This window comes from Bradyrhizobium sp., from assembly GCF_019242285.1.
GTDB lineage: Bacteria > Pseudomonadota > Alphaproteobacteria > Rhizobiales > Xanthobacteraceae > Bradyrhizobium.
Map to the genome: position 1 here is coordinate 1 of NZ_JAFAVV010000966.1, position 7390 is coordinate 7390.

4 protein-coding genes and 1 pseudogene are annotated in these 7390 nt (G+C 65.8%); 4 read left to right on the top strand and 1 reads right to left on the bottom strand.

Annotated features, from left to right (window positions below; all coding sequences use genetic code 11):
- The first annotated feature begins 356 nt into the window (after positions 1–356).
- On the top strand, positions 357–1550 hold the full coding sequence (locus JOY90_RS39480) for a serine hydrolase (protein ID WP_291696490.1): 1194 nt from the start codon (positions 357–359) through the stop codon (positions 1548–1550).
- Positions 1551–1709: 159 nt separating this feature from the next.
- Complete coding sequence (locus JOY90_RS39485) at positions 1710–3404, top strand: AMP-binding protein (protein WP_291696491.1); 1695 nt, start codon at positions 1710–1712, stop codon at positions 3402–3404.
- An 895-nt stretch (positions 3405–4299) separates the two neighbouring features.
- Here JOY90_RS39485 and JOY90_RS39490 read toward each other — a convergent pair.
- The gene (locus JOY90_RS39490) at positions 4300–5301 is read right to left on the bottom strand and encodes an adenosine kinase (RefSeq protein ID WP_291696492.1); all 1002 of its coding nucleotides are present in this window, start codon (positions 5299–5301) and stop codon (positions 4300–4302) included.
- Between the two features lie 70 nt (positions 5302–5371).
- Here JOY90_RS39490 and murJ point away from each other — a divergent pair, with 70 nt between their 5' ends.
- Entirely contained in the window at positions 5372–6931 is a 1560-nt protein-coding gene (gene murJ, locus JOY90_RS39495; RefSeq protein ID WP_291696493.1) for a murein biosynthesis integral membrane protein MurJ, read from the top strand.
- A 50-nt stretch (positions 6932–6981) separates the two neighbouring features.
- A pseudogene (locus tag JOY90_RS39500) lies at positions 6982–7390 on the top strand (tryptophan--tRNA ligase); the annotation flags it as partial.

The following is a 7390-nucleotide window of genomic DNA, read 5'->3' on the forward strand; positions in this document are numbered from 1 at the left end:
AATCATCAAAAACTCCCTGCGGCACCTTCAGCCGCACTCCCTTGAAACCGATTCGCACAGCACAATTCTGCTGTGTCTTGAACGCGTTACTGCAAATGAACTTTCGAAGTGCAACCAACGCCCGAGCATAGCTTCGTCACGCCTCGCCATCGGTCACATCCGCGAGCTCCGCCGCAATTTACGGCAAGTGTGGCCATTCTGTATCGCTTCTGCGGCGCTTTCCTTGCTCAAGGTTACTTCGGGCATTCACGAGATCGCGACCGGATCGTTTCCGTTGAAGCCATGCGTGGCTTGCCGGGTCGGACGGGCGGGAGGAAGATCGTTCCTCTCTCAACAAACAAAACCGGAGGAAACCCATGCAGAGCCAGGCTCAGATCGACCAGCTTTTGCGCGAGAAGACCGACGCCAGGCAGCTTCCCGGCGTCGTCGCGATCGCCGCGAGCGGCAAGGAGACCATCTACCAGGGCGCGTTCGGCAAACGCGACCTGTCGAAGGACGATGACATGACCGTCGACAGTGTGTTCTGGATCGCCTCGATGACCAAGGCGATCACGAGCGCCGCCGGCATGCAGCTCGTCGAGCAGGGCAAGCTGTCGCTCGACGAGCCGATCGGCAAGCTCCTGCCCGATCTCGCCTCGCCCCAGGTGCTGGAAGGTTTCGACGCCTCCGGCGCGCCGAAGCTGCGGCCGGCGAAGAATCCCATCACGCTGCGCCAGCTCATGACCCACACCGCCGGCTTCTGCTACGACATGTGGAACGGCGACATGGGCCAATATCTGGAGAAGACCGGCACGCCCGGCATCATCTCGTGCAAGAACCACGCGCTGCGGACGCCGATCGCCACCGATCCCGGCACGCGCTGGGAGTACGGCACCAACATCGACTTCGTCGGCAAGGCGGTGGAAGCCGCGAGCGGCCAGCGGCTCGACGCCTATCTGCACGACAATCTGCTCGGTCCGCTCGGCATGAGCGACACCAGCTTCAGGCTCAGCGATTCGCAGCGCCGGCGTCTGGTCGGCATGCACGCGCGCGATGCCAGCGGCGCACTTTCCAGCATTCCGTTCGAGATGGAGCAGGAGCCCGAATTCCACATGGGCGGCGGCGGGCTCTACGGCACCGCGGGCGACTACATCAGGTTCACCCAGATGATCCTCAACCACGGCCAGGGCAATGGCAACCAGGTGCTCAAGCCCGAGACGGTCGCGACCATGAGCCAGAACCATATCGGCGAGCTCAACGTCACCAAGATGGTCACTGCCGCGCCCGCCTACACCAACGACGTCGACCTCTATCCGGAGCAGGCCAAGAAGTGGGGCCTGAGCTTCCTGATCAACACCGCCAAGACCGCGGAGGGCCGCAGCGCCGGCAGCCTCGCCTGGGCGGGGTTGGCCAATACCTATTTCTGGATCGATCCGTCGCGTGACGTCGCCGGCGTCATCCTGATGCAGCTCCTGCCGTTCGCGGACACAGTGGCGCTGGACGCCTTCGCCGGCTTCGAGCGCGGCGTCTATGCCGGTCTCGACGCGACCGGCGGCCAGAAGGCGGCCTGAGCGTCCGACGCTCCGGCGGGTCCTCCCCTTACCAGAGGAGGACCCGATGCCGCACCGCGTCAAGCTGCCGCCGCACCCTCGCAAGTCGGCTCTTCCCGTCCGCCAGCCGCGGATTACAATGCCGCGAATGAATTCGTCTGCACGAAGGGAGAGACGACCTTGGCCGAACGCGCGGATAGTTACGTTTGCGGTATCGCCGATGCGCCTTTGCTCGGCGAGACCATTGGCCGGAGCCTCGACAAGGCGCGCGAGCGCTGGGGCGACCGCGAGGCGCTGATCTCGCCCAGCCACGGCGTGCGCTGGACCTGGAATGAGTTCGCCGACCGTGTCGACACCTTGGCCGCAGGCTTTCTTGCGCTGGGGCTGGAGCGCGGCGAGCGCATCGGCATCTGGTCGCTGAATCGCCCCGAATGGACCCTGACGCAGTTCGCGGCCGCCAAGGCCGGGCTGATCCTGGTCACGATCAATCCCGCCTACCGATTGACCGAGCTGGAATTCGCGCTCTCGAAAGTGGGCTGTGCCGCGGTCGTGACCGCGACCGCGTTCAAGACCTCCAACTACATGGAGATGCTGAACACGCTGCTGCCCGAGCTCGCGACCGCCGAGCCGGCGAAGCTGCGCGCCGCGCGGCTGCCGCAGCTGCGCATGGTGATCCAGATCGGCGGGCCGCTCTGCCCCGGCACGATCCCGTTCGAGGAGGTCTCGCGCATGGGCGGTGAGCGTCACCGCGAGCAGATCACGGCACTCGGCAAGCTCCTGCAATTCGACGATGCCGTGAACATCCAGTTCACCAGCGGCACCACCGGCTCGCCCAAGGGCGTGACGCTGACCCATCACAACATCCTCAACAACGGCTATTTCAACGGCCGCGCCATGCGGCTGACCGAGCAGGACCGCATCTGCATTCCGGTGCCGCTCTATCACTGCTTCGGCATGGTGATGGGCAATCTTTCCTCCGTCACGCTCGGCGCCACCATGGTGTATCCCGGCGAAGGTTTCGATCCGCTGGCGACGCTGAAGACCATCGAGCAGGAGAGATGCACCACGCTCTATGGCGTGCCGACCATGTTCATCGCCGAGCTCGATCATCCCGAGTTCAAGAGCTTCAATCTCAAATCGCTGCGCACCGGCATCATGGCCGGCGCGCCCTGCCCGATCGAGGTGATGAAGCGCGTCAACACCGAGATGAACATGAGCGAGATCACCATCGCCTATGGCATGACCGAGACCAGCCCGGTGAGCTTCCAGAGCGCGGTCGATGATCCGACCGAGCGGCGGGTGTCGACGGTCGGGCGCATCCATCCCCATGTCGAGGTCAAGATCGTCGATCTCGAAGGCCGGATCGTGCCGCGTGGCGAGCGCGGCGAGCTCTGCACCCGCGGCTACAGCGTGATGCTCGGTTATTGGGACGAGCCGGAGAAGACGGCCGACGTGCTCGACGAGAACGGCTGGATGCACACCGGCGATCTCGCCACCATCGACGACGAGGGCTATTGCAACATCGTCGGCCGCATCAAGGACATGGTGATCCGCGGCGGCGAGAACCTCTATCCGCGCGAGATCGAGGAGTTCCTCTATCGTCATCCCAAGATCCAGGACGTGCAGATCTTCGGCGTCGCCGACGACCGCTATGGCGAGGAGCTGTGCGCCTGGATCCGGATTCGCTCGGGCGAGAATCTGACGGCCGAGGAGGTGCGCGCGTTCTGCCACGGCCAGATCGCCCACAACAAGATCCCGCGCTATGTCGAATTCGTCGACGAATTCCCGATGACCGTGACCGGCAAGATCCAGAAATTCATGATGCGCGAGGCGGTGGAGTCGCGGCTCGGTTTGAAGGCAGCGAAGACCGCGTGAGCTGCGTCGTCCGATCGCTCTTTTACTTCGTGGCACACTCTGTTCCCTCCCCCCTCTTGTCCGCCGAAGCCCGCCTTCGGGCGAAGGCGGATGCGGGGGAGGGAGCGCAGCGGCGAACGCCGCAAACACCGAGACACACGTCCGCATTCTCGCGACAGGATTCGCCCGAGCTTTGCCAATGACGTCGCCCTCGAAAGCAACAGAGGGCGCAGGGAAGACCGGGCACCGGCTGGTGCCCGTGGCCCCCGTGCAGCAAAAACGCACGGGGCAGGAACCACAGGTTCAGCCGCAAATACCCGGCCTTCCCTGCGCGATGGTTTACGACTTATACGTGATCTCCCCGGGGAGCGGGCTTTCTTGTCCCCGTCGCCCGCAAGATCATCACCTTGCGAACTTGACGCCAGCGTCGCGGCGCCAGGACCACACGACTTCGCCGTCCGCGCGATGCCGCTCGCCTGGCAACATCATCGCGTCCACCGCATCCCGCCTCCCACGTCCGTGACGATGGCGAAACGCCCCTCCGATGGAGGCGGGATGGGCGTAGATAGCATCTATTTCGGAAAACAGGAAAGAGAAATATTTTCGCTGCGAGGGCTGGACAGACCTAACCTGCTTGAGTCCGCTCATAAATTTCGTTTTTCGCGCAGAGAGATTTTTGGCGCCGGAGCCCTGCCCGCAGACTGACGTCCAGATTCACGCGGCTGATTCCATCGAGAAGCGCAGGGCGGGCCCAGGCGCGTCCGCGTCCGCCGTAGCTCGCAGAGCGAAGGCGGAAGCGACGTGCCCACTATCCTCTCAACGGTCCTGCTCCGCATGGTGGGCACGCTTCTTTGTTTTGACGCGTTTTCTTCACGCGAACCGGTATCCACTTCGCTCGAAAACGCTCTAAGAGAGCTCACACCGGCAATCCCTGCCGCTGCGCCAATTCCTTCAGCGAGACCTGCGGCCGCGCGCCGATGTGCTGGATGATCTCGGCGGCGGCGAGCGCGCCGAGGCGGCCGGCGTTCTCATGGCCGGCTTCGCGCACCAGGCCGAACAGGAAGCCGGCTGCGAACAGGTCGCCGGCGCCGGTGGTGTCGACGAGCTCGGCAATCGGGAATGCCGGCACCGCCACCACGCCGTCCTTCGATGCCACCACGCAGCCCTTCTCGCTGCGCGTGACCACGCCGAGCCTGGTGTCCTGCCGCAACTGCTTCAGCGCGGTGTCGAAATCCGAGGTCTGGTACAGCGAATGCAGCTCGGTCTCGTTGGCGAAGATCAGATCGACCGTGCCCTTGCGCATCAGGTCGAGAAACTCGTCGCGGTAACGGTCGACGCAGAAGGCGTCAGATAGCGTCAGGGCGACCCGACGGCCGGCCTGATGCGCGATCGTCGCGGCCTTGACGAACGCTTCCTTGGCGTTCTTCGGATCCCAGAGATAACCCTCGAGATAGATGATCCTCGCCGCCGCGATCTGCGCCGGGTCGATGTCGGCGGGCGTCAGTTCCTGCGCCGCGCCGAGATAGGTGTTCATGGTGCGCTCGCCGTCCCCGGTGACGAGGATATAGCAGCAGCCGGTCGCAGGCCCGTCGGAGGCCGGCTTCGTATCGAAGGCGACGCCGGCGGCGCGGATGTCGTGGGCATACATCCGTCCGATCTGGTCGTCCTTGACCTTGCCGACATAGGCGGCGCGGGCGCCGAAGCTCGCCACGCCGACGATGGTATTCGCGCCCGAGCCGCCGGACATTTCCACAGCCGGCCCCATGTCGCGGTAGATCGCGGCGGCCCCCGTCTCGTCGATCAGCGCCATGCCGCCCTTGGCCATGCCGTGCGCGGCCAGAAAGCCTTCATCGGCCTTGACCAGGACGTCGAAAAGCGCATTGCCGATGCCGAGAACGTCGTATTTTGCGTCAGTCATCCAGGTCGAATCCCGTTGGCGGCGATGGAACGCTGCGGCCTATCACAGCCGGTGCTGCTATAGAAGCCCAATGATCCGCGCCTTCCTCACGGTCTCCTCCGGCACGCTGGCCTCGCGGCTGCTCGGCTTCGTCCGCGATGCGATGATCGCTGCGCTATTGGGTACCGGCGCAGTGGCGGACGCCTTCCTGGTCGCGTTCCAGCTCGTCAACGTGATCCGGCGGCTGTTGACCGAGGGCGCGCTGAATGCAGCACTGGTGCCGGCCTGGCTGCGCCTGCGCGAGACCGAGGGCGACGCGGCGGCAGGGCGCTTTGCCGGCCGTGTGCTCGGCACCATCGGCGCGGGCCTCATCGCGCTCACCGTCGCGATCGGCCTCGTGATGCCGTGGGTGATCGCGCTCGTGGCGCCGGGATTTGCCGGCGCGACGCTGCAACTCGCCGTCACGGACGCACGATTGATGCTGCCTTATCTTGCCTTCGCGGGTCCCGCGACCGTGCTGCTGGCGCTGTCGAGCGCACAGGGCCGCTTCGCGCTGACGGCGTTCGCGCCGCTGCTGTTCAACATCGCATTGATTGCGGTGATGCTGGCGCTGCTGGCTTCACCGCACGAGGCGGGCGCGGTCGCGACGGTGCTGGCCGCGACCGTCGGCGCCGCCGGCTTCCTGCAACTGGCGATCCTGATGCTGCGCCGCCGCGGCGATCGCCTGGCGACGCCGCTGCGTGTCATTCTCGATAGCGAGATGCGCGGCTTCCTCGGCCGCGCGCTGCCAGGCATGATCGCAAGCTCGGCGCCGCAGCTCCTGATCGTGGCCGGCGCGGTCATCGCCTCGTCGTCGCCGTCGGCGGTGTCCTGGCTCTATTTCGCCAACCGCCTGATCGAGCTGCCGCTCGGCATTGTCGGCGTCGCCATGGGCACGGTGCTGATCCCGGAGCTCACGCGCGTGGTGCGCGGCGGCGACGGGCTTGCGATCGCGCACGCGGAATCCCGCGCGCTGGAGCTCGCGGTCGGCCTCGCGCTGCCCGCCACGCTCGGCCTGATCGTGCTGAGCGAGCCGATCGTGCGGCTGCTGTTCGAGCATGGCGCCTTCGCCGCCACCGATACCGCCGCGACCGCGCGGGCGCTGGTGTTCCTCGCGCTCGGCCTGCCGGCCCAGGTGCTGGTCAAGGCGCTGTCGCCGGCCTTCTTCGCGCGCGAGGACACAAGCGCGCCGCTGATCGCGACCTTGAAAGCGATCGTGGTCGCGATCATCGCGGCCGTTCTGCTCGGTCACTTCTTCGGCGCCGCCGGCATAGCAGGTGCGATCGCGCTCGGCGCCTGGAGCCAGGCACTGGCCCTGGTCCGGAGCGGCGCGGCGACGTTCGGCTTCTCGATCGAGCGGGCGAGCCGTCAACGGCTGCCGCGCATCATCGCCGCCGCAGTCCTGATGGGCGCGCTGCTGTGGCTTGTGGGCCCGTTCTCCGGCGCGCTCGGTGCGGGCACGCACCGCTTCGTGCAGGCCCTTGGCCTCCTCGCGCTGATCGCCGCCGGGCTTGCGCTCTATGCCGCGCTGCTGGCCGCCTTCGGCGTGACCGGCTGGCGCGAGGCGGTCCAGGCCATCCGCCAACCACCCGTGCGCGACTTGCGCGCGTGAGCCTTGCGTGGCAAACGACCGGCCACACCGAACTCAGCGGGAAATGGACGATGGCATTCGTTGAACGGGTCTTTTCGGGCGTCCAGCCGACGGGCAACCTGCACCTCGGCAACTATCTCGGCGCGATCGTCAACTTCGTGAAGATGCAGGAGACCCACAACTGCATCTATTGCGTGGTCGACATGCACGCCATCACCATGCCGCTCGACGTCTGGGGCGGCCCGGCGGAGCTCGCGCGCAACACCCGCGAGGTGACTGCGGCCTTCATCGCCGCCGGCATCGATCCGAAGAAGCACATCGTGTTCAATCAGAGCCAGGTCGCGGGCCACGCCGAGCTCGCCTGGATCTTCAACTGCGTGGCGCGGATCGGCTGGCTGAACCGCATGACCCAGTTCAAGGAGAAGGCCGGCAAGGACCGCGAGAACGCCTCCGTCGGGCTCTACGACTATCCGGTGCTGA

Bases quoted from the DNA above. Each gene is read 5' to 3' on its own strand.
- JOY90_RS39480 (WP_291696490.1), top strand. From the start codon at position 357: ATGCAGAGCCAGGCTCAGATCGACCAGCTTTTGCGCGAGAAGACCGAC.
- JOY90_RS39490 (WP_291696492.1), bottom strand. From the start codon at position 5,301: ATGACTGACGCAAAATACGACGTTCTCGGCATCGGCAATGCGCTTTTC.
- murJ (WP_291696493.1), top strand. From the start codon at position 5,372: ATGATCCGCGCCTTCCTCACGGTCTCCTCCGGCACGCTGGCCTCGCGG.